Genomic DNA, 25,893 nt, shown 5'->3' with positions numbered 1-25,893 from the left:
GCGTCATAGGCATCAGCCTACGACGTGGGGCGAACAGTTCGCCGAGATGACGGATTATTGCGAAATATGGCCGTTTTCACGCCACAACCCGTCGTCTCGCCGCAACCGGGTCAGCAGCAGCGTGCGCCGGGGTTGGCCTCGGTGTGCCGATGGCGCATCTTCCAGTAGTCGCGCTCGGTGAGCACCGGCTCGCCGGGGTGGGTGCGGGCCCGATGCTCGACGTAGCGCCGGTAGTGATTGTCGCCCATCAATGTGGCGATGTACCAACCGATTTGGCGTGCGGCCCGGCGTGTGCGCCCGGCAAGGCGTCCCATTGTTTCTGCACCTCCTTCTCGACCTGAGTCGGGATCAGGCCCGATGGCGCGAAGATGCGCGACGGCACCGGGTCGTCCTCGGCCAGCGGCCTGCCGGTGCCGCGCAGCGCCCGCAGTGCCATCACCACACCGGCGACGAACACGATCAGTACGAGCACCGCGAAGATCACCGAGAGCGTGCCCTGGATGAACGTGTTGCGGATGACGGCGTCGATCTGGTCCGGGTTCTTGGCGGCACCGAATGTCGACTTGCCGGCTTCCTTGGCCGCGACGTACTGCGAATGCTGCTTCCAGTAACCGACCTTGGGGTCGCCGGAGAAGATCTTCTGCCAGGACGCCGTCATGGTGACGACGAGATCCCACATCAGCGGAACCCCGGGAATCCAGGCCCATTTCACCAGTCCGCGCTTGATCACCACGACGGTGACCACGGTCAGCGCGATTGCGGCCAGCAACTGGTTGGCGATGCCGAACAGCGGAAACAGCGTGTTGATGCCGCCCAGCGGATCGGTCACGCCCATCAACAGGATCGATCCCCATGCCGCCACCACGATGATGCTGCAGGCCCACGCGCCCACCCGCCAGCTCGGGTTGCGGAACTTCTTCATGGGGCCGCCGAGGTTGCTCAGACCATCGGAGAGCATGAACCGCGCCACCCGCGTGCCCGCATCGACGGTCGTGAGGATGAACAGCGCCTCGAACATGATCGCGAAGTGGTACCAGAACGCCTTGAGGCCGGCCCCGCCGAACACCTGATGCAGCACCTCGGACATGCCGAACGCCAGGGTCGGCGCGCCGCCGGTGCGCGACACGACGGTCTCCTCTCCGACACCCTCGGCCGCCGCGGTGATCTGCTCCGGCGTGATGGGGGAACCGGACAGGCCGAGGCCGTTGACGTAGGTGGCCGCGGTCTGCGCGGTGGTCCCGGTCTGCGCCGATGGCGCGTTGATGGCGAAGTACAGATGTTGGTTGATGATCGCCGCGGTGATCAACGCCATGATCGCGACGAACGACTCGGTGAGCATGCCGCCGTACCCGATGAGTCTCATCTGGCTTTCCTTCTCCAGCAGCTTCGGGGTCGTGCCCGAGGAGATCAGGGAGTGGAAGCCCGACAGAGCACCGCAGGCGATGGTGATGAACAGGAACGGGAACAGCGAGCCCGCGAAGACCGGGCCGGTGCCGCTGGTGGCGAACTGCGAGATGGCGGGCGCCTCCATCACCGGCCGGGCGATGAGGATGCCGAGGGCCAGCAGCGCGATGGTGCCGACCTTCATGAACGTCGAGAGATAGTCGCGGGGCGCCAGCAGGAGCCATACCGGCAGTACTGAGGCGGCCAGGCCGTAGATGATGATGCACCATGACAGCGTCACCTTCGACAAGGTGAACCAGTCGGCGCCCCAGTCGGTTTCGGCAACCCACCCGCCGGAGACCACCGCGAGCAGCAGAAGCACAACGCCGATGAGCGACACCTCCGACACCCGGCCGGGGCGCAGGAATCGCAGATACAGCCCCATGAAGATGGCGATCGGAATGGTCATCGCGATGGAGAACACGCCCCACGGGCTTTCGGCCAGGGCGTTGACCACCACCAGGGCCAGGACCGCCAGCAGGATCACCATGATGACCAGCACGCCGACGATAGCGGACACGCCGCCGATGGCGCCGAGCTCGTCACGTGCCATCTGGCCCAGTGACCGGCCGCGGCGGCGGACCGAGATGGCGAGCACCAGATAGTCCTGGACGCAGCCGGCCACCACCGCGCCGACGATGATCCAGATGGTCCCCGGCAGGTAGCCCATCTGCATGGCCAGCACCGGGCCGACCAGCGGGCCGGCTCCGGCGATGGCTGCGAAGTGGTGACCGAACAGCACACGCCGGTCGGTGGGCACGTAGTCGGTGGCGTTCTCGAAAAGTTCTGCCGGAGTGGCATTGTCGTCGCGCGGTTTGACGATCTTCATCTCGATCAGCCGGGCGTAGAACCGGAAACCGATGACGTAGGTGCAGATCGCGGCGATCACGAACCAGACCGCGTTGACGGTCTCCCCGCGGAAGAACGCGATCACCGCCCAGGCGATGGCGCCGACGAGCGCGATGATCGCGAAGACGATTTTGTGCCGCGTGGTGATGGGGGACCGGTCGATGATCGCCACCGGCGGCAGATCCTTGTCGGTGCGGATGTAGGTGACGTCGCCGTCGGTCTCCTCGATCCGGTCGGACGCGGTGGGTGTGGCCATGGGCCGATCTTTTCATCGCCGCCGCGGTCGCGTGGCGGAACCCTCCTCAGCGTTCGTACAGGGCGCGAACAGTCTCGATGGTGTCGGCCTCTTCAGGCGATTTGTCGTCGCGGTAACGCAGCACACGGGCAAACCGCAGCGCCATGCCACCGGGATACCGTGACGAGCCCTGCACACCGTCGAACGCGATCTCGACGACCTGCTCGGGCCGCAGTTTCACCACGTACCCGTCGGTGGGGCCGTCGGCGAGTTCGGTGAAGCGTTCGGTCTGCCAGGCAAGCATCGCGTCGGTCATGCCCTTGAACGTCTTGCCCAGCATCACGAATCCGCCGGTTGCCGGATCGCGTGCGCCCAGATGGATGTTCGAGAGCTTGCCGGTGCGTCGCCCCGAGCCCCATTCCACGGCGAGCACCACCAGATCCAAGGTGAGCACCGGCTTGACCTTGAGCCATCCCGCACCGCGGCGCCCTGCCTCGTACGGCGCTTGTGGGGACTTCGCCATCACGCCTTCGTGCCCGGCGGCCAGCGTCGCGGCCACGAACCCGCGGGCCTGCTCGGGGTCGGCAGTCACGATGTGGTCGACGCGACGGGAAGGCGGGACGATCGCATCGAGTGCGGCCCGGCGTTCGAGGGTCGGCAGGTCGAGGAGGTCACGCCCGTCGACGTGCAGCAGGTCGAAGAAGAACACCGACAGCGGCACCTCGTCGGTTGGATTCCGGCGGCCGAAACGCGAGGCGGTGACCTGGAACCGGTGGGGCCTGCCGTCGGGACGCAGGGCGATGGCCTCGGCGTCGGCGATCAGGTCGGTGACCGGAAGCGCCAGGGTCGCCGCGACCACCTCCGGCAAGCGCGAGGTGACGTCGTCGAGGCTGCGGGTGTAGATGGACACGTCGGACCCGGCGCGGTGGATCTGCACCCGTGCGCCGTCCAGCTTGGTCTCCAGAACGGCTGTACCGCCGAGCCTTTCGAGGGCGTCGTCGATATCGCGTGCGGTCTGCGCCAGCATCGGCCCCACCGGGCGACCCACCTGCAGGCCGAAGGCCTGCACCGCGGTGATGCCGCCGGTGAGCGCTGCGGATGCGACGGCAGGCAGGTCGCCGGCCAACATGGCCGCGCGGCGCACCTCGGCAGCGGGGATTCCCGACGAGCGCGCGATGGCATCGGCCATCACCCCGGCCAGCGCGCCCTGCCGCAACTCACCGCCGAGCAGCCGGCGCAGGAAGGTCTGTTCACCGGGGGTGGCAGCGCCGAACAGCTCGTGAACCAGGCGGGCCCGGTGGGCCTGGGAACCTTTGCCGGTGACCGCGCCGATCGCGGTGAGCCGGCTGTCCACGTCGGTGATGGTCAAGATCGGGGCGACTGCGGGCGTCGGCAGGTCACGCAACCCCGCCCAGCCCACGCCGATCTGGCGTTGCGGCAGCTCGCCCGAGAGCCAGGCGACCACGACCTCGACGGGGTCCCCTGCGGCGGCAACCGCCGTCAGCAGCGCGGCGATGCGCTCGGTTTTGGCCAGCCGTCCCGAGCTCGCCGCCACGTCGGCGGATGCGGCGACAACCTCGGCAAGCAGCATGCGTTCAGGGTGCCACGACGGTCAGACATTTCTCAGCGCCTGGACCAGCACCGCGGCCTGCGAGCGCAGCTCGGCCGCCCGGACGTGATAGCCCGCGGCCACGAATTCATCTGCGGCCGACAGGCGTTCGTCGACCTCGGATTCGATGAGGCGACGAATCTCGGCGTCGGAGAGCTCGAGCCGGGCGACCTCGGTGGCACCCAGGCCCGGCACCGACGCGGCGAAGGGGCCTGCGGAATATGCCGCAACGGCGGCGACCTGGGGGGCTTCGGCGTTGTCGATCGCGCTGAGCGCCGACCGCAACGCGACGACGCGCGGGGTGCCGCGGGCCTTGCGTGCCGACATCAGCCCGCGGCGCAGCGTGTCGCGCCAATGTTGTGCTGGTGTCATGTCACGACAATGTATTCGACCGGGGCGGAGACGTCGAAGCATTTTTGGCGCGGTCGACTGTGCTGAGTGTGCGCGAAATGCCTACTGAACACGGCGTGTCGGGCGACAGACGCGCACGCTCGCGGTGCAGGGGGTGGGCAGGATCACGTCACGTCGAAGGTCACGCGGTGCCAGCCGGTGGCACCGTCCGGCACCGGATCGGCCAACTCGGGTGTCTGAACCGTGCCGGTGTTGTCGGTGGCCCGCACGATGATGGTGTACCGGCCGGGGTCGGTGGCCGTCCAGTCGAAGCTCCACAACCGCCAGGTGTCGTCGGAGTACGCGGCGCCCAGCTGAGCCTGCTGCCAATCACCTTGGTGCCCAGGCCCGTCGATGCGCACCTCGACCGCGCGCACCCCACGGTGCTGGGCCCACGCGACCCCGCCGAACCGCACCGGGCCGCGGTCGACCCGTTGCCCGTCGCGCGGGACGTCGATGCGTGACTCCGTCTTGATCGGGCCGCGCGCCGACCAGCCGAGCCTGGTCCAGTACGCCTCGGCGCGGTCGAAGCGGGTCAGTTCCAGATCGGTCACCCACTTGGTGGCGGACACGTAACCGTAGAGTCCGGGCACTACGAGGCGGGCCGGGTAGCCGTGCTCGGTGGGCAGCGGCTCACCGTTCATCCCGATCGCCAGCAGCGCGTCGCGTCCGTCGGTGAGTGCATCGACCGGCGTGCCCGCGGTGAAACCGTCCACCGACGTCGAGAGCACCATGTCGGCGTCGGGGTGAATACCGGCCGCCGCCAGCAGATCCCGCACCCGGTAACCCGTCCAGGTGGCGTTGGAGATCAGGTTGCCGCCGACCGGATTGGACACGCATGTCAGCGTCACGACCTTCTCGACGACCTCGAAGCGCTCCAGATCGGCCCAGCGCAAAGTGATTTCGCGGTCGGTCATCCCGTGGATGCGCATCCGCCAGTCGTCGCGGCTGAGCTGCGGCACGGTCAGCGCGGTGTCGATCCGGTAGAAGCGTGCCGACGGCGTGATGAACGACGGCACGGCAACACCCTCGGGCTGAACCGCGGGCGGCACGGGCGGTGCCGGATGGAGTGGTCGCGGCAATGCGAAGGCGTTGCGGTCGTCGGTGACCGAGGATGCCAACCGGGACAACACCACGCCGGCCACGCCGCTGACCACACCGGCGGCCAGCAGGCCCAGGGTCACCAGTGACCGGCGGCGGCCGGGATCCACACCGTCGTCGGCGACGGGCTTGTCGCGCAACCCTTTTGAGACCAACAGGCGCAATGCGGCGATCCCGCACAGTGTGCCGATGATCGTCGGAATCACGGCCGACCAGCTCGCCCCGGCTCGTGACAGCACCGCCGCGCAGCCGGCGACGCCGCCGAGCCCGATGGCGATGCTGCCCACCGGCACTCTGCTTGTTTCCCAGGTGGCGGCCACCGCGGCGATCGTGGCGATGACGACAAGCACCGCAACGGTCAGCATCGGCTTGTCGGCGGTACCGAAAGTCGTGATGGCCCACTCCCGTACCGGCCCGGGGGTCAGATCGATGACCGCAGATCCGACCGCCGTGCGGGCATCGGAGGCGGGCCCGAACAGCACCGCCAGCAATCCGGTGACGCCAACGGCCACTGCTGCCGCTGCGACACCGGCCAGCGCAGGCGCGGGAGCTGTCCGATCGGCCATATTCACAAGCTACCTGCGGACGGCCGCTGCAGAGCTGACGAAACCATGACGGCCTGCCCGTCACACCGACCGCACCGGAATGGCTTACCGAAAGGCATCCATCGGATAGGTTGCTTTACAAATGTCGTCATTTTTGGAAAGGGAGCGGGATGGAGATCGAAGGCAAGAAGGCCATCGTCGTCGGTGGCGCATCAGGCTTCGGCAAGGCGACTGCGGAGGCGCTGGCCAAGCGGGGTGCCACCGTCGCGGTGCTGGACCGGCCGCAGTCCAAGGGCAAGGACGTCGCCGACGAGATCGGTGGCTCGTTCTTCGAGGTGGACGTCACCGACTTCACGGGCACCGAGGAGACCCTGGAGCGGGCCGTGGCCGGTCTCGGCGGCCTGCACATCGCGGTCACCACCGCCGGCGGCGGTATCGGCGAGCGAACCATCAGCAAGAATGGCCCACACAGCCTGGACTCGTTTCGCGCCAGCGTCGACCTCAACCTGATCGGGACATTCAACGTCAGCCGGCTCGCGGCCTGGCAGATGAGCAAGAACCAGCCGGTCGACGCCGAGGCCGAGGAACGCGGCGTCATCATCAACACCGCCTCGATCGCGGCCTTCGAGGGGCAGATCGGCCAGGTCGCCTACACCGCATCAAAGGCCGCGATCGCGGGCATGTCCCTGACCATGGCCCGTGACCTGGGCAGCATGGGTATCCGGGTGCTCGCCATCGCGCCCAGCCTCTTCGCGACCGGGTTGACCCAGGGCATCCCAGACGAGTTCGCCACGCAACTGACCAAAGACGCCGCATTCCCGAAGCGGCTAGGCCGCCCCGAGGAGTACGCCAAGCTCGCCCTCGCGATCGTCGAGAACCCCATGCTCAACGGCCAGTGCATCCGGTTGGACGCCGGCCAGCGCTTCGCTCCCAAGTAGAGTGATGCGGGCGTGACCGGCCATGCTCCGCATGCGACCGGTGACGCCCACATCGCATACCGGGAGGCGTCATGGCAACCGTTGCAGACCAGGTGATCTCGGCGTTGAGTGCCAGTGGGGTTCGGCGGGTGTATGGCCTGCCCGGCGATAGCCTCAACGGGTTCACCGATGCCATCCGGCGCTCTGAGTCCATCACGTGGGAACACGTCCGGCATGAGGAAACGGCAGGGTTCGCCGCCGCGGCAGACGCGGCACTGACCGGTCAGTTGGCCGTCTGCGCGGGTAGCTGCGGGCCCGGCAATCTGCATCTCATCAACGGTCTGTTCGACGCGCAGCGCAGCCGGGTTCCGGTACTGGCCATCGCCGCGCACATCCCACGCACCGAGATCGGCTCGGAGTACTTCCAGGAGACCCACCCGCAGCAGCTGTTCGGCGAGTGCAGCGTCTACTGCGAATTGGTGAGCACCCCGGAGATGGCGCCGCGCATCCTCGAGATGGCGATGCGCGCCGCGGTCGAGGAGAAGGGGGTAGCGGTCGTCGTCGTGCCCGGGGAGATTTTCCTGGCGCGCACCGGAGGTTCAGGGTGGACCTCGCGCCCGGTGCTTCCGACGCATTCGATCATGCGCCCCGACGACGAATCGGTACGCCGTGCCGCGGATCTGCTCAATGCCGCCGAGCGGGTCACCATCCTCGGTGGTGCGGGGGTGGCAGGCGCGCACGATGAGCTGATCGAGCTGGCCGCGACACTGCAGGCGCCGATCGTGCATGCGTTGCGTGGCAAGGAATTCATCGAATACGACAACCCGTTCGACGTTGGGATGACCGGGCTGCTCGGATTCGCATCGGGATACAAGGCCATCAAAGAGGCCGACACCCTGTTGATGCTCGGCACCGATTTTCCGTATCAACAGTTCTATCCCGAAGGTGCGACGATCATCCAGGTCGACACTCGCGGCCGAAACCTGGGCCGGCGCACGCCGATCGACCTCGGCCTGCGGGGCACCGTCAAGGACACCCTCGCCGCACTGCAACCCCAGCTGCGTGCCAAGACCGATCGCGAACACCTGAACCGGGCGCTGCGGCACTACGCGAAAACCCGTGCATCCCTGGACGCTCTGGCCGTCAACGACCGGGGCAAAACCCCGATCCGGCCCGAATACGTTGCCGCGCTTGCCAACCGGCTCGCCAGCGATGACGCCGTGTTCACCTGTGACGTCGGGTCACCGGTCGTGTGGGCCGCGCGCTACCTCACCATGAACGGCAGGCGCAGGCTGATCGGGTCGTTCAACCACGGCACCATGGCCAACGCGCTGCCTCATGCGATCGGCGCGCAGACCGCCTATCCCGGCAGGCAAGTGGTTGCCTTCGCCGGTGACGGTGGGCTGACCATGCTCTTCGGCGAACTGGTGACGCTGATCCAGAACCGGTTGCCCGTCAAGCTGATCGTGTTCAACAACTCGTCGCTCAACTTTGTCGAGCTGGAGATGAAAGCGGCGGGCATCGTCACCTTCGGCACCGACCTGGTCAATCCCGACTTCGCTGCCGTCGCCCAGTCGATGGGTGTGTTCGGTCGCCGCGTGACCGAGCCGGCCGCCCTGGAACGGGCATTGGCAGACGCCTTCGCCCACGACGGGCCCGCCGTCGTCGACGTCGTCACCGCGCGCCAGGAACTGTCGATCCCGCCGGCCATCACCGTCGAACAGGCCAAGGGCTTCTCGCTGTACGCGATCCGGACCATCCTGGCCGGACGCGCCGACGAGCTGCTCGACCTGGTTTCCACCAACGTGGCTCGCCGCATCCTGGACTGAGTCGTTATCTCACAACGATGTTCAGGCCGGCCTGGGCACCGCGGCCGACGCGCTCTGCCCGAGCCACTTGGGGATCGCGCGGCGCACGTCGGCCGGACCTGACAACGCGACGCTGCCGTCGAGCACAGCGTGCGTCCAGCCCTGGTCGCCACGCCAGATCCGGGTCAGGGTGCGCAGGCTGGTCTCGACCGTGCCTGTCACGTCATAGCCCGGGTCGACATCGCACACATCGGCCTGGCCGTCGGACACCACCAGCCACCACCGCGATGCCTTGACCGCGACGCCGTCGAGAATGAAGGCGATCGTGGTGCGCGACCGCGGCCAGTTCTCGATCGGGATGGTGCGGCGCATGTCCCAGAACAGCAGGTGAGGATCGAGGTCGGCCTCGCCGAGCTCACCGATCCAGCGAACTCCCCACGCGCCGAGTGCGGTGACGATGCCGGCCAGCTCTTGACCGCATTCTGTGAGGGAATACGTTGTGCGCCCGTCGATTTCGGTGCGCTCGACGACCCCGGCGCGGGTGAGCGTCTTGAGCCGCTTGGACAGCAGCGCAGGGGACATCTTCGGCACGCCACGACGTAGGTCGTTGAAATGGGTGCTGCCGAGCAGAAGCTCCCGCACCACCAGCATCGTCCAGCGTTCATCGAGCAATTCCATGGCCTTGGCCATCGGGCAGAACTGGCCGTATCCCGACATATCCGCACCTTTCGTGGATCGCCGCCGAATCTATGGTCTCGCAGCCGGCGTGCCCAGTACAGATTCAGTATCGGGGCCGGTACAGAACTGGAACTGGATGTGCGCGCGGCCGGGCCTGACCATGGTTTCACCCATCCGAGAGGAGTCACCGATGAGTGCCGTAGTGGACGATCTGGCAGCCAAACACCGTGCGCTGTGGGCGTTGGGCGATTACGCCGCCATCGCCGCCGACGTGGTGGCGCCGCTGGGTCCTGAACTCGTGGCGGCCTGTGGCATCGCGTCCGGCGACCGGGTGCTCGATGTCGCGGCCGGCACCGGCAACGCGGCGATCCCGGCCGCGATGACCGGCGCCCACGTCGTCGCCAGCGATCTGTGTCCGGAGTTGGTGCAGCGGGGCCGGGAGTTGGCCACCCAGCGCGGCGTCGAGCTGCAGTGGCGCGAAGCCAACGCCGAGGCTCTGCCGTTCGAGGACGCCGAATTCGACGTGGTGATGTCGTGCATCGGCGTGATGTTCGCCCCGCATCATCAGCAGGCCGCCGACGAGTTGGTCCGGGTCTGCCGCCCGGGTGGCCGGATCGGCCTGATCAGTTGGACGCCTGAGGGTTTCATCGGCCAGTTGTTCGCGACCATGAAGCCGTACGTGCCCGCAGCGCCGGCAGGGGTGTCCGCGCCGCCGCTGTGGGGCGGTGAGGCCTACGTCAATGCGCTGCTGGGCGACGCGGTCGTCGACATCACGACGCACCGCCGAGACCTGTCGGTCGACACCTTCCCCGACGGGGCAGCGTTCCGTGACTATTTCAAGGCCAACTACGGGCCGACGATCGCGGCGTACCGCGGCATCGCCGACGACCCGGCACGGGTGGCGGCGCTGGACGCCGACATCGCCGCTCTGGGGGACCGCAACATCAACGACGGCTCGATGGACTGGCAGTACCTTCTGCTGACCGCGCGCAAGCGTTGAGCGCGGCTGGCACGATGGCTGCATGCCGGACGACGCGGATCAGCTGCCGACGCTCAGTGACGCCGACCTGGCGGCGTTGACGCCCTGGCTGCAGAGCCAGGGAATCGGTTCGGCCATCACCGATGTCGCACCGCTGACCGGCGGAACGCAGAACATCGTGGTCGGGCTGCGGGTCGACGGCAGACCGATGGTGCTGCGCCGTCCTCCACTGCACCCCCGGCCGACCAGTGACAAGACGATGCTGCGGGAGATCGCCGTGCTGCGCACGCTGGCCGGCTCCGCGGTACCCCATCCCGGATTCATCGCCGGCTGCACCGATCTCGACGTGCTCGGTGTCGTGTTCTATCTCATGGAGCAGGTGGACGGATTCAATCCGGGCACCGAGGTCGCCGAGGCCTACCGCACCGATCCGGACCTGCGCTACCGGGTCGGACTGTCCTATGCCGCGAGCCTGGCCGAACTCGGCAACGCCACCTGGCAAGGCAGTCCCCTCGCCGAGATCCGGCCGCCGGGTTCCTTTCTGGCCCGCCAGGTTCCGCAATTCCTGCGACTGCTGGAGAGCTATCGCCACGAGCACTATGCGCCGGAATCACTGCCCGCAGTGGGGGAGTTGGCGCAGTGGCTGGAATCGAACCGGCCGCCCGACACCGAGCCCGGGATCATGCATGGCGACGCCCACCTGAACAACGTGCTGCTGCGCCGCGAGAGCCCGCAGTTGGCCGCGTTCATCGACTGGGAGATGTGCACCATCGGCGACCCGCTGCTGGATCTCGGCTGGATGTTGGTGTGCTGGCCCGATCAACCCAACCCGATCAACGCCGGTTCGGCGCTCGCCGCTCTCGGCGGGCTCGCCTGCCGGCGCGACCTGCTCGACGCCTACCGCGACGCCGGTGGCCGCACGACCTCGGCGTTGGACTGGTATGTGGCACTGGCCTGTTTCAAGCTGGGCATCGTGATCGAGGGCACATGGTCGCGCTACCTGGCCGGCCGCGCCAGCCGGGAAGCCGGTGAACAGCTGCACGCGTCGGCGGCCAACCTGATCGACCTCGGAACCCGTGTCGCCAAGGGGGACAACCCGTTCGTTTGACCGGCGAGCAGACACGCGGGTGCGGCAAAGGCGGCGTGTCGCGTACCGCGGCGTCTGTTCGCGAGAGAGGTCAGTAGGCGTCGACGGCGAGTTTGATGGCCAGCGCGAGGCCGGCCAAGCCGATCAGCACCCGCAGCGGCGTGGCCGGAGCGTGCCGCACCACGATCGGTCCCAGCGCTGAACCGACGAAACAGCCCAACCCCAGCGGCAGCACCGCAGGCCAGTACACGGGCGCCAAGAACACGAAGGCAAGGGCCGCCACCGAATTGGCGACGCCGAGGATGACGTTCTTGCCCGCGTTGGCATGAGCCAGCGTGGCACCCCCGGCGCGGAGCAACAGAGCCAACAACAGCACGCCCGCCGCGGCGCCGAAATAGCCACCGTAGATCGTGATGAGAAAGATCGCTGCGGCTTCCACGGTGACGCGCGCGATGTGCGCGCGGTGACCACCCTTGCGTGCTTCCCGATGTTCCTTGGGCGGCAACAGGATTGCCAACGACGCGCCGCCGATGAGTAAGGGCACCGCTTTCTCGAAACCTGCGGCAGGGGTGCACAGCAGCAGTGCCGCGCCCACCGCGCCACCGACCACGGCGACCGGCATGATCCGCTTGATCCACGCACCCTGCCCGGCCAACTCGGGACGTGAACCCCACACCGACCCGATGCCGTTGAACACGAGGGCGACGGTGTTGGTCACGTTCGCCGCCACCGGTGGCAGACCGATCAGCAGTAGGGCTGGGTAGGTGGCGATCGATGCGAGGCCGGCGATGCTGCCGGACAGCCCACCGATGATCCCGGCGGCGATGAGCAATGCGACGTCCCACAAGCTCATGAGGCGTCCACGGCGCTGACGTTACCCAGTGAAAGTGATTGCGCGACCGCCGGGGGAGCGTCTAGCATCGCCAACGTGCCAAGGCGACTTGTAGTAGCAACCCGCAGCGGGGTCTGATCTCGACCGACCCCTCGCTGTGGGTCATTGCTACGTCGTCGGTCACTTCCTCTGGACAAAGAGAAGGCCGGCACATGTACCCCTCATCGGCAACACCAGTTATGCACCCAGCGTTCGCGGCGAGCTTCGCCGCGCCTTTGCCGCGCGGTGTGCGGGCCGCTGCGGAGTCTGCGTCCTGGGATGACTTCCTGGCCGAATACGCCCCCAGTGGCGGGCCGCTGCGCATGCGGCAGTGGAGTTGCACCGACGCCCGCCCGGGATACCGGCTGGGACCGCAGAGCCGCCGCTACCAGGCCACGATTGCCGTCGGTGATACCGTCAGCACCTCACGTGCCGCCGCCAGCGGGCCGATCGCCGCGCTGACCGCGATGCTGTACGACCGCGGTATCGCCCTGGAGACGACGTCGTTTCACCAGCTGCCGACCGGCGGGCGCACCGCCACCTTCCTGCAGGGCAGCGACGGAACCCGCAGCATGTGGGCGATGGGACTCGACGACGACCCGGAGCTGTCGGCGCTGCGGGCCGTCATCGCGTGTGTGAACCGGCTGATGACCGCCTGACACCGCCTCAGTGGATCGGGCGCAGCACGATCGGCATGCCGTCGACCGGTACGGCCATGCCGCCGTAGTCGTACCACGGCTGGTAGCCCGGGTGCGCCAACTCCAACTGGTACCGGCGCATGAGCCGGTGCATGACGGTCTTGATCTCCAGCTGACCGAACACCATGCCGATGCACTTGTGCGCACCACCGCCGAACGGAGCAAACGCGTAACGGTGCTTCTTGTGCTCGCTGCGCGGTTCGGCGAAACGGTCGGGGTCGAAACGCTCTGGGTCCGTCCACAATTCGGGTAAGCGGTGGTTGATTGCCGGCCAGGTGACCACGTCGGTGCCTGCGGGAATGTAGTAGCCGAGTATTTCGGTGTCACGCACCGCGCGCCGGAAGTTGAAGCCCAGCGGCGTCTGCATCCGCAGCGCTTCGTTGATCACCAGGTCGTAGGTCTCCAACTTCTCCAGCGCCTCGATGTCCAGCGGCGCATCACCGATGCGCTCGGACTCCTCGCGCAGCTTGTCCTGCCACTGCGGGTTGGCCGCCAGGTGATACGCCATGGTGGTCAGAGTCGACGTCGTGGTGTCGTGCGCGGCCATCATCAGGAAGATCATGTGCGCGACGATCTGGTCGTCGGTGAAGCTCTGGCCGTCCTCGTCCTGAGCGTGACAGAGCACGCTGAACATGTCGGAGCCCTCCGACCGGCGCTTCTCTGCGATCCGGCCGGCGAAGTAGTCCTCCAGGGTTTTGCGGGCCTGGATGCCGCGCCACCACGACAGCGGAGGAACGGGGGTGCGCACAATCGCATTGCCGGCCCGGGTGGTGGTGGTGAACGCCTGGTTGATGGTGGTCACGAGCTTGTGATCGGTGCCCGCCGGGTGGCCCATGAAGACCTCGGAGGCGATGTCGAGGGTCAGCTTCTTGGCTGCCGGGTGGAACAGGAACCGCGGGTCGTTGGCCACCCAGTCGTTGGCCAGCACCTGCGTCGCCACCGAATCGATGTGCGATACGTAGCCCGTCAGCCTGGTGCGCGTGAAGGCTTCCTGCATGATCCGGCGGTGGAACATGTGTTCGTCGAAATCGAGCAGCATCAGGCCGCCCTCGAAGAACGGCCCGATGACGGGGTCCCAGGCGCGCTGAGAGAAATCTTTGTTGCGGTTGGAGAACACGGTCTGGGTGGCATCCGGGCCCAGCGCCATCACCTGTGACAAGGCAGGCGTGTGCGCGTAGTAGACCGGCCCGTGCTTGCGGTACAGCTCGAGGATGAAGTCCGGACCGCCACGGAAGATCTCGATCATGTGGCCGATGATCGGCAGCCCGGAGTCGCCCAGGACAGGCTTGAGGTCGCTGCCTGCCGGTGGCTCGGCGAAGACGAACTGGTCCCAGTCCTTGTTCTTCAGGCGCTTCTCCACGGCGGCCATGCCCGGCAGCGTGTTCGGAGTCGGAGTGAAGCGCCGCTTTGCCTGATCAAGGAGATAGTGCGGAGTGCTGATCGTTGCCATGAACCGCTCCTGAGGCCGCTGAAACTGACAATGTGTGGTCGATGTCACCACCTGAGGCCATCCTGGCTGTCAGACTTGACGCATGTCAAGTTTTGTTCTGGCCTGTCGCAATGCGAAGGTCTAGTGCCATGACCGCCGAACAGATCCCGGAGGACGGCAACGAAGGCTCGGTGCGGCGCAGCCGTGGTGACCGGCAGCGCGAGGCCATCGTCAAGGCTGTTCGGGAATTGCTCGAGGAACAGTCGTTCGCCGACCTGTCCGTCAGCGCGATCAGTGAACGCGCCGGGGTGGCCCGCTCGGGTTTCTACTTCTACTTCGACAGCAAGTACGCGGTCCTCGCGGTGATCGTGGCCGAGGCCATGGAGCAGCTCGACCAACTCACGCACAACTACGCGCCGCGCGAGCCCGACGAGGAACCCGCCGCGTTCGCGAAGCGGATGGTCGGCAATGCCGCCCTGGTCTTCGCCACCAACGACCCGATCATGTCGGCCTGCACCATCGCGCAGAACACCGATGCGCAGATCCGCGAGTTGATGAACGACTTCGAGGACGGGGTGATCGCCAAGATCGTCGGCCTGATCGAGCAGGACAGCGGGGCTCGCCCGATCTCCGACGACATCTCCGGGCTGGTGCGCATGCTGGTTGCTACCACCGCGATGACGCTGTCCCACGATCCCGCGTTCATCGGCCGCGGCGAGGATCCGCAGCGCGCGATCGACGTGCTGGAACGCCTGTGGCTCAATGCCCTGTGGGGCGGTCGGCCCCGCTAGCCGTCCCGGTATGGTCACCGCTATGGCGCAGGGGAGCGATTTTCGGGGGAAACGCTGCTTCATCACGGGGGCGGCGAGTGGGATCGGGCGAGCGACGGCGCTCGCTCTGGCGGCGCAGGGCGCCGAACTGTACCTGACCGACCGCGACGCTGACGGTCTGGCGCAGACGGTGGCGGACGCACAGGCGCTCGGCGCCCAGGTGCCCGCACACCGCGCACTGGACATCTCGGACTACGACCAGGTCGCCGCGTTCGCGGCCGACATCCACACTGCGCACTCCGCGATGGACGTGGTGATGAACATCGCGGGCATCTCCGCGTGGGGCACGGTCGATCAGCTCACCCATCAGCATTGGCGCTCGATGATCGACGTCAACCTCATGGGTCCGATCCACGTGATCGAGACGTTCGTGCCGCCGATGGTCGCCGCCCGCAGGGGTGGTCAACTGGTGAACGTGTCGTCGGCCGCCGGCATCGTGGCCCTGCCCTGGCACAGTGCCTACAGTGCCAGCAAGTACGGGCTGCGTGGGCTCAGCGAGGTGCTCCGGTTCGACCTGGCTCGGCACCGCATCGGGGTGTCGGTGGTGGTGCCGGGGGCGGTGAAAACCGGTCTGGTGCAGACGGTTCAGATCGCCGGCGTCGACCGCGACGATCCCGACGTGCAGAAGTGGGTGGACCGGTTCGCCGGGCACGCCGTGTCCCCGGAGAAGGCGGCCGCCAAGATCCTGGCCGGCGTGCGGCGCAACCGGTTCCTGATCTACACCTCGTCCGACATCCGAGCCCTGTATGCCTTCAAACGCCTCGCGTGGTGGCCCTACAGCGTGGCGATGCGCCAGGTGAACGTGCTGTTCACCCGCGCGCTTCGGCCACGCCGCTGATCATTTCGCCTGCCGGTCCAGGCCCAGGGCATCGGCCATGGTGAAGAACAGGTCGGTCTGGTCGGTGAGTCCCACCACGTTGGCCGCCCGCGGGCCGAACGCCGCGACCCGGACCTGCGTTCCGGTGTGCGTCTCGTCTTCGACCCCGGTATCAGCCGACGTGCCGTAGCTGATGGTCATGGCGGCGCCGTCGGCCGTCATCAGCTTGCGGGTCAGGCCCGGATACATCACGTCGCGCACGCGCTCGATGGGCTGCTTGGTGTCCTCGGCGATGCCACGCAGGTCGTCCTCGGTCAGCTCCTCGACGATCTGGCTGCTGTGGCCGTGGTCGGCGGTGACGATCACCAGGGTGTTGCCGTCGGCGCGCGCGAAGTCGAGTGCCTTCTGTACCGCTTCGTCGAAATCCACGGTCTCACCGATCTGCCCGCACGGGTCCGCGGCGTGATCGCGCTTGTCGATCGACGCGCCTTCCACCTGCAGGAAGAACCCCTTGTCGTTGTCGGCGCGACCACCCTTGAGCAGATCGATGGCCTTGCCGGTCATGTCGGCGAGCGTGGGTACCCCCGTGGTGTGCGCGGGGTTGTCCGAGCACCTCGCGGCCAGCTGGAGGTAACCCTGCCGGACTGCGGGCGGCCCCGCCCAGCGGACCGGCATGTTGCCCTCGGCGAACAGCCCGAGCACCGGCTCGTCCTGGCTCGCTGAGGTGAGGGCGCCCATTTCGGTTGCGGTGCGGACGATCTGGAAGCCGCCCTCCTTCGCCTGCACCTCCAGGGTCTTGCCCTTGTGCGGGCCACCCGTCGAGGTCTGGGCGAACGTCTTGGCGCCGCCGCCGAAGGTCAGGTCAGGATGGCCGGCCAGCAGTTGCTCGGTCACCGAACCCGCTCCGCCGTTTTCCAGTGCCTCCGACGCGCAGTCGGCGGTGGTTTCCTTGGGGCCATAGCACCGTCGTTTGGTGATGTGCGCGTACTGGGCCGCGGGTGTGGCGTCCTGGATCTCCGCGGTGGTGACGTTTCCGGTCGCGAAGCCCTGCGCCTTGGCGAGCTCGAGGATGGTGGTGTGCGGTGCGCCCTTGATGTCCACGCCCAGTGCGCCGTTGAAGGTCTTGGTGCCGGTGGTCCAGCCCGTCGCGCTCGCCGCCGAATCGGTGACGTAATCCGGCTTTCCGTCTTTGTGCAGCGCGTAGGTGGTGTACTGCCCGGTCAGGGGCAGCGCATCGAGGCCGTCGAAGCTGCCGCCCGCACCCTTGAGGTAGTTGCGCGCGATGGTGACCTCCGAATCGCCCATGCCGTCGCCGATGAGCAGGATGACGTTGTGCGCCTTGGCGTCGTTGACCGTCGCACCCACGGCACCGGTCTGATCGCCGTCGAACCGCCTGGCGCCGCCGGGCGCACTCAAGTCGCCCTGGGCGGAGCGGTGCAGAGTGTTGCCGTTCGAAGACTTCTCATCGTCGCTGCCGCACGCCGCCAGCGGTAGCGCGACCGCGGCGGCAAGTACGGCCGTGGCCTTGAGGCAGGTATCTCGGACCGGCACGATGTTCTCCTCGAGTCGTGGGCGCACAACGGCATCAGGTAAACCCACTCAGGTGAACCGTCGGTGTCCAGTGGACGAACGGCCCTCGGGCTCAGCGATTTCCCCAGTGCCATGGCGGTGTGGTCAACAGGCCCAGTCCGGCGACTTTCGTTTCACCCCACTGCTTGTAGAGCTCCACCTCGATGGCCCGGCCGCGTTCCTCCTCGGCGACCGGTGTGGTGTCGAGGAATTCCAGCAGGGCCCGAGAGTGCGTGACCACCACCACCTGCGTCTGGTTCGCGGCCGTGGCGATCAGGGTTGCCAAGGGCCGCACCAGGTCTGGGTGCAGCGATGTTTCCGGTTCGTTGAGCACCATGAGGGAAGGCGGTCGTGGACTCAGCAATGCTGCCGCCCACAGCAGGAAACGTAATGTGCCATCGGATAATTCAGCGGCCCGCAGCGGCCGCAACATACCGCGCTGGTGTAGCTGCAGATCGAAGAGCCCGTCGTTGACGGCGACCGAGACGGTGGCGCCGTCGAATGCGTCGGCGACCGCGCGGGCCAGGTCGTCCAACCCGGCCTCGATGATGGTCTGGGTGGCCGCGGCGAGATCGGCACCGTCGTCGGCGAGCACCGGGGTGCGAGTGCCCACCTGCGGCCGGCGCGCGGGTGCATCTGCGTCGACCCGAAAGCCGTCGTAGAACCGCCAGTCGCGCAACCGTTCGGAGACCGCCGACAGCTCCGGCAGGGCGTGGGGATGGGCATATTCCGCGAGCACGCTGCGGTAGGAGGGCAGCGACCGGCTCAGTTCGTCAAAGCCCCGGCCCGATTCGGCTGCCGCCTCGGCATATTCACGGGTTCGACGCACCAGTGCCGAGCTGGGCCGCAACACCGGGCCGGCGAAGACCATCTCGCGTTTGATCTCGGGATCCAGTGCGAACGCCGTCGGCCCGGTGCCCGCCATCTGCGGTAGGCCGAGGTCGACCAGGTACCCGAAATCATCTGAAGCGAACCCGAGTTCGAGCGAGACCGGGCGGGTACGGGTGGTGCCCTGCGCCGCCTCGGCCGGCTGCTCCGGCCCGGCCCAGAGCACCGATAGCAAGCCGCCCTCCCGGGCCAGCGATCCGATCACCTGGCCGCGTCCGCAATCGGCCAGCAGCCGCAGCGCACGGTAGAGCGACGACTTGCCGGTGCCGTTGGCGCCCGTGACGACGGTGAGGTCGGTCAGCGGCAGCGTCACGTCGCGCAGTGACCGGTAGCCCCGGATGGCGACGGTTCGCAGCATGCGTCCAGATTATTGACCGGGTCCGACACCGGCGTCGGACGGCATGGCCAGCTCGAGCCGCACACCGAGCAACCGGATCGGCCGGTCGAGTTCGAAAAGGTCCAGCACGGCCAGGGCGGTATCGACGATGACCGCGGCGTCGGTGCCCGGTTGCGGCAGCTTCCGGATCTTGGTGCGCGTATAGAACGTGTTGGTGCGCACCGTCACCGCGACCCGCGTCGCGACGCGGTCCTGTTCGACCACCTCGGTCAGAGTGCGCAGGCTCAGGTCACGTACCGCCGCGTCGATCTCCGTGCGGTCGGTGAGATCGTGGGCGAAGGTGATGACGTGGCTACGCGACCGCGGCACCCACGGTTCTGCGCTCACCTCGGTGTCACCACCGCCCTTGGCGAGCAACAGGATCCACAGACCGGTCGTCGGACCGAAAGTCGACGTGAGCACCTCGGCGTCGGTGGCGGCCAGCTGCGCGACCGTCGTGATGCCAAGCGTGGCAAGCTTTTTGGTGGTCTTCGGGCCGATGCCCCAGAGGGCGTCGGGTGGGCGGTCGCCCATCACGTCCATCCAATTGTCCGCGGTGAGCCGGTACACGCCTGGGGACTGATCTGCTCCTCGCGTCGGCTTGGCCAGTCCGGTTGCGATCTTGGCCCGCTGTTTGTTGTCGCTGATGCCCACCGAGCACGACAGCCCGGTCTCGGCGGCCACCACCGTGCGGATGCGTTCGGCCAGCTCAACGGGATCGACCGTGTCGTCGGTGGCCAGGTACGCCTCGTCCCATCCCCAGACCTCCAGCGGGTGGCCGAGATCGCGCAGCAGGCCCATCACCTGTTCGGACGCCTCGTCGTACGCGGCGGGGTCAGACGGCAGGAAGGTGGCGTCGGGACACTTGCGCGCCGCGGTTCGCAGTGGCATACCGGCATGCACGCCGAACTCCCGGGCTTGATACGACGCACAGGTGACGACTTTGCGGGGTTCGGTGGGGTCGCCGTTGCCTCCGACGATGACCGGAAGGCCGACCAGCTCGGGGTGGCGCCGCAACTCCACCGACGCCAGGAACTGGTCGAGGTCGACGTGAAGAATCCAGCCGCTCATCGGGCTAGCAACCGCAGAGTTTGCGTGCCGTCGCCTCCCATGCCGCGCCGAGCTCGTCGAGGGTCCGGCCACGGTCGTTGAGCTGGTGTGCCACATAGTCGGCGTCCAGCAGAGCGATTAGCGCATCGGCCTGTGCATCGAGATCGCCTGTGGTGTTTGCGCTTTCGAGCAGCATCCGGACATGCGCGCGGTGCAGCATCGCCGGGCCTGCGTAGCGGGTCTGCGGGTCGCGGGCTGCGTCGGACAACAGCGCGTGGTGGCGGTGCACGAACCGCAGCCGGTCGCGGCCGTAGGCGAGCAGCCGGTCGAGGGGCGGCGCGCCGGGGCCGAGTGGGGGCGGTCCGAACATGAACGCTTCCTGTTCGACCTTTTCGTCCTCGTCGAGCAGGACCATCATCAGCCCGGCGCGGCTGCCGAACCGGCGGAACAAAGTTCCCTTGCCCACGCCGGCGGCGACCGCGATATCGTCGGTACTCACCGCATCGGGTCCGCGTTCTGCGATGAGGCGGCGCGCGGCGTCGAGCAGGAGTTCGCGGTTGCGGGCGGCATCGCCGCGTTCGGCCGGCGTCGCATCGGTGACCGCGAGCCTGGCTCGCCGGTCAGAAGCAGTCACCTTTGAACTTTAACTCAGGCGGAATTAATCGGACCACAGTCCGGTTACTCTGGGCGAAGATCGGGTCAGACGACACAGGGAGTAATGAACATGGCCGATATCAAGGTTCTGGTACTGGTGGGCAGCCTGCGGGCGGCGTCGACCAACCGGCAGCTCGCCGAGCTCGCCGTCGAGGCCGCGCCGGAGGGCGTGGACCTGCGGATCTTCGATCAGCTGGGGGAGCTGCCGTTCTATAACGAGGACATCGACGGTGCCGATGTGGCCGAGTCCGTGACGGCGCTGCGCAGCGCCGCTGCCGAGGCCGACGCCGCACTCGTCGTCACGCCCGAATACAACGGAAGCATCCCCGGTGTGCTCAAGAACGCCATCGACTGGCTGTCACGGCCGTACGGCAACGGTGCGCTCAAGGACAAGCCGCTGGCCGTGGTCGGCACGGCGCTGGGCCAGTACGGCGGGGTGTGGGCGCACGACGAGACCCGCAAGTCCTTCGGTATCGCCGGGCCCCGGGTGGTCGAAGACCTCAAACTGTCCCTGCCCGCCAAGGCGCTCGACGGGCGCCACCCCCGGGAGAACGCAGAGGTCGCCGCGACCGTGCGCGACATCGTCGGCAAGCTCGCCGCCGAGGTGAACTGAGGCAGCGAATCCGAGGCGGCTCCGCTGAGCGGGCACGTTCAATACCAGGGCTGGGCCGACAATGTCGGCCCAGCCCTGTCGTCTCGGAATCTTCGCCAGATCTGCACGCCGCAGTACCGGAGCGGTTCACCCGTCTCACGCACCTCGCCGGGCGGGCGCGTACAGCCGCAGATCGCCCGCAGCGGGTTTGCTACCGGCGATCTTGATGTGCTAGGCGAGGCGTACTTGTCGGTGGCTGGTGGTACACCCATAGATATAGCGCGACACGCGCCCTGCGGTCGCTCGCGACACGCCGGGCGGGGGGCTTGCGGCGAGCTTACGACCTGGGAATTTCAGAAATGTTATTCAGAACATCTTGTATGGCTTCGGATGGTCGGCCACTAGGTGTAGTGTCTGTGACACCGACAGGCCACCACGGTTCGGGAGCCCGCCGGAGCGCAGCGAATCCGGCGGAATCGGTCTCAGGACCGACCGGAGGGCGGCTTCTGGCGCCAGGAATTTTGGAGGGCTGGAGGTCGCTGAAGTTTAGCGAACGCAGTGATCCAACCAAGTTGCCAGTCCGGGTTTAGATCTTTCACTTACCGCAAGAGGAGCCGTACCGAAGATGACCGTCACCGTGTACACCAAGCCCGCATGCGTGCAGTGCAACGCCACCTACAAGGCGCTGGACAAGCAGGGCATCGCTTACGAGAAGGTGGACATCACGCTCGACAGTGAGGCCCGCGACTTCGTGATGGCGCTGGGTTACCTGCAGGCTCCGGTTGTCGTGGCCGGCAACGAGCACTGGTCGGGCTTCCGTCCGGACCGGATCAAGGCGCTCAGCGGCGCAGCGGTCAGCGCGTAACGGAGGCAGCAGTAACCACGGGGAGAGGAACGGAGAACACGATGAGCCATCTCGTCTACTTCTCCAGCGTCTCGGAAAACACCCACCGCTTCGTCATGAAGCTGCAGTGGCCCGAAGACCGCGTCACTCGGATCCCGCTGCACGGCCGCATCGAGGTGAACGAGCCGTTCGTTTTGATCCTGCCCACGTACGGCGGAGGCCGTGCTACGCCGGACATCAACAACGGTGGCTATGTGCCCAAGCAGGTCATCGCATTTCTCAACAATGAACACAACCGGTCGTTGATCCGCGGCGTCATCGCCGCGGGCAACAACAACTTCGGTGCGGAGTTCGCCTACGCGGGCAATGTGGTCTCGCGCAAGTGTGGCGTGCCGTACTTGTATCGCTTCGAACTCATGGGTACCCCTGACGACGTAGAGGCCGTCCGTTCCGGTCTCGTCGACTTCTGGAAGGAACAGACGTGCCACCGACCGTCACAGCTGCAGAGCCTGTAACCGACAGCACGCACGCGCTTCCGGGGGAGACGGATTACCACGCCCTCAACGCGATGCTGAATCTGTACGACAAAGACGGCAAGATTCAGTTCGACAAGGACAAGCAGGCGGCGCGCGAATACTTCCTGCAGCACGTCAACCAGAACACGGTCTTCTTCCACAGCCAGGACGAGAAGCTCGACTACCTGATCGAGAAGAACTACTACGAGCGCGAGGTGCTCGACCAGTACAGCCGCAACTTCGTGAAGTCGCTGCTGGACCGGGCCTACGCCAAGAAGTTCCGGTTCCCGACCTTCCTGGGCGCGTTCAAGTACTACACGAGCTACACGCTCAAGACCTTCGACGGCAAGCGTTACCTGGAGCGGTTCGAGGACCGTGTGGTCATGGTTGCGCTGACCTTGGCGGCAGGTGACACCGACCTCGCCGAGAAGCTGGTCGACGAGATCATCGACGGTCGGTTCCAGCCGGCCACCCCGACGTTCCTCAACTCGGGCAAGAAGCAGCGCGGCGAGCCGGTGAGCTGCTTCCTGCTGCGCATCGAGGACAACATGGAGTCCATCGGGCGCTCCATCAACTCCGCACTGCAGCTGTCCAAGCGCGGTGGCGGAGTTGCGTTGCTGCTGTCCAACATTCGTGAGCACGGCGCCCCGATCAAGAACATCGAGAATCAGTCCTCGGGCGTCATACCGATCATGAAGCTGCTGGAGGACTCGTTCTCCTACGCCAACCAGCTCGGAGCCCGCCAGGGCGCGGGTGCGGTGTACCTGCACGCCCACCACCCGGATATCTACCGCTTCCTCGACACCAAGCGCGAGAACGCCGACGAGAAGATCCGGATCAAGACGCTGAGCCTCGGCGTGGTCATCCCGGACATCACGTTCGAGCTGGCCAAGAAGAACGAGGACATGTACCTGTTCTCGCCGTACGACGTCGAGCGCGTGTACGGCCTGCCGTTCGCCGACATCAACGTCACCGAGAAGTACTACGAGATGGTCGACAACGCGCAGATCCGCAAGACCAAGATCAAGGCGCGCGAGTTCTTCCAGACCCTGGCTGAGCTGCAGTTCGAATCCGGCTACCCCTACATCATGTTCGAGGACACGGTGAACAGGGCCAACCCGATCGACGGCAAGATCACCCACAGCAACCTGTGCTCGGAGATCCTGCAGGTGTCGACGCCGTCGGTGTTCAACGACGATCTGTCCTACGCGCAGGTGGGCAAGGACATCTCGTGCAACCTCGGCTCGCTCAACATCGCCAAGACCATGGATTCGCCCGACTTCGCGCAGACCATCGAGGTGGCCATCCGCGCGCTGACAGCCGTGAGCGATCAGACTCACATCTGGTCGGTGCCGTCGATCGAGCAGGGCAACAACAGCTCGCACGCGATCGGCCTGGGCCAGATGAACCTGCACGGGTATCTGGCCCGCGAGCGGATCTTCTACGGCTCTGAAGAGGGCATCGACTTCACCAACATCTACTTCTACACAGTGCTGTTCCACGCACTGCGGGCCTCGAACCTCATCGCGATCGAACGCGGGACGCGGTTCGGCGGTTTCGAGAAGTCGAAGTACGCCTCGGGTGAGTTCTTCGACAAATACACCGAGCAGGTGTGGGAGCCCAAGACCGACAAGGTGCGGCAGATCTTCGCTGACGCCGGCATTCACGTTCCGACACAGGATGATTGGCGCTCGCTGAAAGAGTCCGTGCAGACGCACGGTATCTACAACCAGAATCTGCAGGCCGTCCCGCCGACGGGGTCGATCTCCTACATCAACCACTCGACGTCGTCGATCCACCCCGTGGCCAGCAAGATCGAGATCCGCAAGGAAGGCAAGATCGGTCGGGTCTACTACCCGGCGCCGTACCTCACCAACGACAACCTGGAGTATTACCAGGACGCGTATGAGATCGGCTACGAAAAGATCATCGACACCTACGCCGCGGCCACTCAGCACGTTGACCAGGGACTCAGCCTGACGCTGTTCTTCAAGGACACCGCCAACACGCGCGATGTCAACAAGGCGCAGATCTACGCCTGGCGCAAGGGCATCAAGACGCTGTATTACATCCGACTGCGTCAGATGGCCCTGGAGGGCACCGAGGTCGAAGGCTGCGTCAGCTGCATGCTCTAGCGCTGCGCTGAGCTACGTCGCAGGCCAGGGGTGACATACCCCTGGCCTGCATTTTTGTTGCGCCGACGTCCGCGTGCGACGCGCGATCTCGACGTCGAAGCCGACCGCTGCTCATCCTTGCGGTATCGGTGATTCAATTCGCGCATGACCGGTAGTTCGCCGTGGTGGATCTCGATCTCGTCCGAGGAGCTGGCGGCGACGATCCTGCCTCTGTTCTCCTACCCTCAGATGTCGCCGCACGTGCACGAAGGCTTCGCCATCTACAACATCGCAGGATGGTGCAGGACGGGTAAGTGGGCCGAACCGACGTTCACCTACCGGCTAGGCAACCCATACACCGATCCCGACCTGCGTCCGGTCGCGGAAGCCATTCAAGTCTTGGAACAGTCCCGCTTGCTCATGCGGTTCGTCGCGGGAGACTCCACCACAGTCACTGTTCCCGTACTCGGACTGACCCGGCGAGGTATGCAAGCGCTGAAGTCCGACACCGTGTGGCGGTACCTCGGGCTCGACGAGCCGCGTACCGAGAACTCCATTCCGCCGGGCTGATCGAGGACTGGCCGAGTGTGCTATTCGCCGCGCATTATGCGGTTGACGAATCAAAACCCGGACGTGCCAGGGAAATGCCCACAATGAATCCGGTGTAAGCCGCGACGAACGGCGCGACCGCCAGCCGCCGGGAAGAGCACCGGTAGGCCGGCTGTTGAATCTGTGAACAGCGGCGATACCGCGGTGACCTGGCGATTTGACTCGGTGTTAGCCCTCGCGTAACTTATTGCAGGTCAGAGCGACACGGCCGAGGCCGGGGAGCGAAGACGAAGTCCAGGAGCCTCCCACTTGGGTGGGGGCTTCTTACTGTCCGCACTGCGACCGCGGCTTTTGGCCGTGGGTTTGTGGTGTGGTGGGTGTGTTGTTTGAGAACTCAATAGTGTGTTTGGTGGTTTTTGTTTGTTGTTTTTGGTTGCATTCTTTTTCCCGTTTAGG

24 protein-coding genes are annotated in these 25,893 nt (G+C 66.4%); 12 read left to right on the top strand and 12 right to left on the bottom strand.

The window, feature by feature from the left end:
• Positions 1–110: 110 nt before the first annotated feature.
• The 5 genes from RMCB_RS17715 to RMCB_RS17695 all read right to left on the bottom strand — a co-directional run bounded on the left by RMCB_RS17715 (position 111) and on the right by RMCB_RS17695 (position 6,193).
• Complete coding sequence (locus tag RMCB_RS17715; protein WP_072278496.1) at positions 111–314, bottom strand: YbdD/YjiX family protein; 204 nt, start codon at positions 312–314, stop codon at positions 111–113.
• A complete protein-coding gene (locus tag RMCB_RS17710) occupies positions 248–2,548 on the bottom strand; it encodes a carbon starvation CstA family protein (RefSeq protein ID WP_062829832.1) in 2,301 nt (766 codons plus the stop codon). The genes RMCB_RS17715 and RMCB_RS17710 overlap by 67 nt, the downstream gene beginning before the upstream one ends.
• 46 nt (positions 2,549–2,594) lie before the next feature.
• Positions 2,595–4,118, bottom strand: coding sequence for an ATP-dependent DNA ligase (locus tag RMCB_RS17705; RefSeq protein WP_062829831.1), 1,524 nt, complete (start codon positions 4,116–4,118; stop codon positions 2,595–2,597).
• A 21-nt stretch (positions 4,119–4,139) separates the two neighbouring features.
• Positions 4,140–4,508, bottom strand: a complete 369-nt coding sequence (locus RMCB_RS17700) for a hypothetical protein (RefSeq protein WP_062829830.1) — start codon at positions 4,506–4,508, stop codon at positions 4,140–4,142.
• Positions 4,509–4,651: 143 nt separating this feature from the next.
• Complete coding sequence (locus tag RMCB_RS17695) at positions 4,652–6,193, bottom strand: molybdopterin-dependent oxidoreductase (RefSeq protein ID WP_062829829.1); 1,542 nt, start codon at positions 6,191–6,193, stop codon at positions 4,652–4,654.
• Positions 6,194–6,342: 149 nt separating this feature from the next.
• On the opposite strand from RMCB_RS17695, the gene RMCB_RS17690 reads away from it, so the two are divergent.
• Both RMCB_RS17690 and poxB read left to right on the top strand, forming a co-directional pair.
• Positions 6,343–7,110, top strand: coding sequence for an SDR family NAD(P)-dependent oxidoreductase (locus RMCB_RS17690; protein WP_062829828.1), 768 nt, complete (start codon positions 6,343–6,345; stop codon positions 7,108–7,110).
• 71 nt (positions 7,111–7,181) lie between these two features.
• Positions 7,182–8,918, top strand: a complete 1,737-nt coding sequence (gene poxB, locus RMCB_RS17685; protein ID WP_029367369.1) for a ubiquinone-dependent pyruvate dehydrogenase — start codon at positions 7,182–7,184, stop codon at positions 8,916–8,918.
• A 21-nt stretch (positions 8,919–8,939) separates the two neighbouring features.
• Here poxB and RMCB_RS17680 read toward each other — a convergent pair whose 3' ends face one another.
• A complete protein-coding gene (locus tag RMCB_RS17680; RefSeq protein ID WP_029367368.1) occupies positions 8,940–9,614 on the bottom strand; it encodes a winged helix-turn-helix transcriptional regulator in 675 nt (224 codons plus the stop codon).
• Positions 9,615–9,765: 151 nt separating this feature from the next.
• Here RMCB_RS17680 and RMCB_RS17675 point away from each other — a divergent pair, with 151 nt between their 5' ends.
• Together RMCB_RS17675 and RMCB_RS17670 are read left to right on the top strand one after the other, a co-directional pair.
• The gene (locus RMCB_RS17675; protein WP_062829827.1) at positions 9,766–10,575 is read left to right on the top strand and encodes a class I SAM-dependent methyltransferase; all 810 of its coding nucleotides are present in this window, start codon (positions 9,766–9,768) and stop codon (positions 10,573–10,575) included.
• Positions 10,576–10,597: 22 nt separating this feature from the next.
• Positions 10,598–11,662 carry a phosphotransferase family protein gene (locus RMCB_RS17670; protein WP_062829826.1) on the top strand — a complete coding sequence of 355 codons (1,065 nt, stop codon included), beginning with the start codon at positions 10,598–10,600 and terminating at the stop codon, positions 11,660–11,662.
• Positions 11,663–11,732: 70 nt separating this feature from the next.
• Here RMCB_RS17670 and RMCB_RS17665 read toward each other — a convergent pair whose 3' ends face one another.
• The gene (locus RMCB_RS17665; RefSeq protein ID WP_062829825.1) at positions 11,733–12,494 is read right to left on the bottom strand and encodes a sulfite exporter TauE/SafE family protein; all 762 of its coding nucleotides are present in this window, start codon (positions 12,492–12,494) and stop codon (positions 11,733–11,735) included.
• Between the two features lie 191 nt (positions 12,495–12,685).
• On the opposite strand from RMCB_RS17665, the gene RMCB_RS17660 reads away from it, so the two are divergent.
• Entirely contained in the window at positions 12,686–13,171 is a 486-nt protein-coding gene (locus tag RMCB_RS17660; RefSeq protein WP_029367364.1) for a 2-isopropylmalate synthase, read from the top strand.
• Between the two features lie 7 nt (positions 13,172–13,178).
• Here RMCB_RS17660 and RMCB_RS17655 read toward each other — a convergent pair whose 3' ends face one another.
• Positions 13,179–14,660 (bottom strand): cytochrome P450, encoded by a 1,482-nt coding sequence (locus RMCB_RS17655; RefSeq protein WP_062829824.1) that lies wholly within the window; start codon positions 14,658–14,660, stop codon positions 13,179–13,181.
• Positions 14,661–14,788: 128 nt separating this feature from the next.
• Here RMCB_RS17655 and RMCB_RS17650 point away from each other — a divergent pair, with 128 nt between their 5' ends.
• Both RMCB_RS17650 and RMCB_RS17645 read left to right on the top strand, forming a co-directional pair.
• Complete coding sequence (locus RMCB_RS17650) at positions 14,789–15,430, top strand: TetR/AcrR family transcriptional regulator (protein ID WP_029367361.1); 642 nt, start codon at positions 14,789–14,791, stop codon at positions 15,428–15,430.
• Positions 15,431–15,452: 22 nt separating this feature from the next.
• A complete protein-coding gene (locus RMCB_RS17645) occupies positions 15,453–16,307 on the top strand; it encodes an SDR family oxidoreductase (protein WP_029367360.1) in 855 nt (284 codons plus the stop codon).
• On the opposite strand, the gene phoA is transcribed toward RMCB_RS17645, so the two are convergent.
• The 4 genes from phoA to RMCB_RS17625 form a co-directional block, all read right to left on the bottom strand.
• The gene (phoA, locus tag RMCB_RS17640; RefSeq protein WP_062829860.1) at positions 16,308–17,837 is read right to left on the bottom strand and encodes an alkaline phosphatase; all 1,530 of its coding nucleotides are present in this window, start codon (positions 17,835–17,837) and stop codon (positions 16,308–16,310) included.
• A gap of 91 nt (positions 17,838–17,928) precedes the next feature.
• Positions 17,929–19,101, bottom strand: a complete 1,173-nt coding sequence (locus RMCB_RS17635) for an AAA family ATPase (RefSeq protein ID WP_062829823.1) — start codon at positions 19,099–19,101, stop codon at positions 17,929–17,931.
• A 9-nt stretch (positions 19,102–19,110) separates the two neighbouring features.
• Positions 19,111–20,190, bottom strand: coding sequence for a DNA polymerase IV (locus tag RMCB_RS17630; RefSeq protein WP_062829822.1), 1,080 nt, complete (start codon positions 20,188–20,190; stop codon positions 19,111–19,113).
• Positions 20,191–20,194: 4 nt separating this feature from the next.
• Positions 20,195–20,803, bottom strand: a complete 609-nt coding sequence (locus RMCB_RS17625; RefSeq protein ID WP_062829821.1) for a TetR/AcrR family transcriptional regulator — start codon at positions 20,801–20,803, stop codon at positions 20,195–20,197.
• 90 nt (positions 20,804–20,893) lie between these two features.
• Here RMCB_RS17625 and RMCB_RS17620 point away from each other — a divergent pair, with 90 nt between their 5' ends.
• The 5 genes from RMCB_RS17620 (at position 20,894) to RMCB_RS17600 (ending at position 25,458) form a co-directional block, all read left to right on the top strand.
• Positions 20,894–21,436 (top strand): NAD(P)H-dependent oxidoreductase, encoded by a 543-nt coding sequence (locus RMCB_RS17620; RefSeq protein WP_029367355.1) that lies wholly within the window; start codon positions 20,894–20,896, stop codon positions 21,434–21,436.
• A gap of 604 nt (positions 21,437–22,040) precedes the next feature.
• Complete coding sequence (locus RMCB_RS17615) at positions 22,041–22,280, top strand: redoxin NrdH (RefSeq protein ID WP_029367354.1); 240 nt, start codon at positions 22,041–22,043, stop codon at positions 22,278–22,280.
• Positions 22,281–22,321: 41 nt separating this feature from the next.
• On the top strand, positions 22,322–22,774 hold the full coding sequence (nrdI, locus tag RMCB_RS17610; protein ID WP_029367353.1) for a class Ib ribonucleoside-diphosphate reductase assembly flavoprotein NrdI: 453 nt from the start codon (positions 22,322–22,324) through the stop codon (positions 22,772–22,774).
• Positions 22,741–24,909 carry a class 1b ribonucleoside-diphosphate reductase subunit alpha gene (nrdE, locus tag RMCB_RS17605; protein WP_062829820.1) on the top strand — a complete coding sequence of 723 codons (2,169 nt, stop codon included), beginning with the start codon at positions 22,741–22,743 and terminating at the stop codon, positions 24,907–24,909. The genes nrdI and nrdE overlap by 34 nt, the downstream gene beginning before the upstream one ends.
• Positions 24,910–25,053: 144 nt before the next feature.
• Positions 25,054–25,458: a hypothetical protein gene (locus RMCB_RS17600; RefSeq protein ID WP_062829819.1), complete on the top strand. Its 405-nt coding sequence runs from the start codon at positions 25,054–25,056 to the stop codon at positions 25,456–25,458.
• Positions 25,459–25,893: the final 435 nt, after the last annotated feature.

Origin of the sequence: Mycolicibacterium brisbanense, from assembly GCF_001570425.1 — a bacterium.
Lineage (GTDB): Bacteria > Actinomycetota > Actinomycetes > Mycobacteriales > Mycobacteriaceae > Mycobacterium > Mycobacterium brisbanense.
This window is presented reverse-complemented; position numbering and strand designations above follow the sequence as displayed.